We start from the raw sequence: 951 nt of genomic DNA, 5'->3' as shown, positions 1-951 counted from the left end.
GAGAGGAAAGAATGAGGAGAGGAGTTCAATGTGGAAAGAGGCGTTCGCCTTTTTCTTTCCTGAATTTTTTTCCTCTACTCTCTCCTTCTTTCCTCATGACCTTCACGGAAAAATGCAGGCGTTCTTAGAATCGTACTTTTAACGCCAGCTACCAATGGTCCGTTTTGTTCGCTTTCTTTTTTAACCTTTATCCATTCTTCGTCAGTAAAAAACTGGTTCCAACTTGTTTCTAAATGGTTTCTATCTTTAAACGTTAATAGATAAAATATTTCATCGGCACTGTTATCATCGATTTCCGCACACCAGAAACCTGCAATGTTCATGTCATGTTTTTTAAATAACCTTAAAGTGTGATTTTCAAATCTCTTTAATAAATCGGGCATTTTACCGGGCATAGCGGTATATTTGCGTAATTCAAAGATCATTTTAAGATAGCTCCTTTCTATTCATCCCCATTTGGTGAAATTTATGCTTGGTAAAAGCTATATCTTTTTTTATTTGACGTATAAGTTCATGCACAGAATTGAATTTTTGTTCATCTCTTACTTTAAAAATAACTTCTACTTCTATTTGTTTTCCATAAATATTTTCGTTAAATTTAATAATATGAATTTCAACATTTTTTGAAGCATTTTTATGAAACGTTGGTTTTACTCCAATATTCATAACCCCATAATAGCAGGCATCATTTACATACACTCGCACACCGTATACTCCTGTCTGGTAGTGCCAGTCAGTAAAATCAATATTCGCTGTTGGAAAGCCGATTTTTTTGCCTCGCCCTTCACCATGTATTACTTTTCCTGCAATATATCTATTTTTTTCTGCATTAGATTCCATCCTCTATTCCCCCCTTCGGTAACGGGCCTGCTTTGCGCCTGCAATCCAGCAATTTCACAATGCCGTACTGTCAATAATGACAAGTGTAAGGAGGAAGAAGAGAGAATGCTC

At 35.9% G+C, this 951-nt stretch carries 2 protein-coding genes; both read right to left on the bottom strand.

Features of this window, described 5'->3' with window-relative positions; all coding sequences use genetic code 11:
* Positions 1–74 precede the first annotated feature (74 nt).
* The gene (locus B2899_RS11175; RefSeq protein ID WP_286885823.1) at positions 75–425 is read right to left on the bottom strand and encodes an NIPSNAP family protein; all 351 of its coding nucleotides are present in this window, start codon (positions 423–425) and stop codon (positions 75–77) included.
* A gap of 1 nt (position 426) precedes the next feature.
* On the bottom strand, positions 427–840 hold the full coding sequence (locus tag B2899_RS11170; protein ID WP_286885821.1) for a riboflavin kinase: 414 nt from the start codon (positions 838–840) through the stop codon (positions 427–429).
* Between the last annotated feature and the right edge of the window lie 111 nt (positions 841–951).

This window comes from Aneurinibacillus sp. UBA3580, assembly GCF_002375825.1.
Classification (GTDB): domain Bacteria; phylum Bacillota; class Bacilli; order Aneurinibacillales; family Aneurinibacillaceae; genus Aneurinibacillus; species Aneurinibacillus danicus.
Note: the sequence above shows the minus strand (reverse complement) of the source record. Positions and strands in the feature narration are given on the sequence as shown.

Coding starts and splice junctions, on each gene's coding strand:
- B2899_RS11175 (WP_286885823.1), bottom strand. CDS start 425: ATGATCTTTGAATTACGCAAATATACCGCTATGCCCGGTAAAATGCCC.
- B2899_RS11170 (WP_286885821.1), bottom strand. CDS start 840: ATGGAATCTAATGCAGAAAAAAATAGATATATTGCAGGAAAAGTAATA.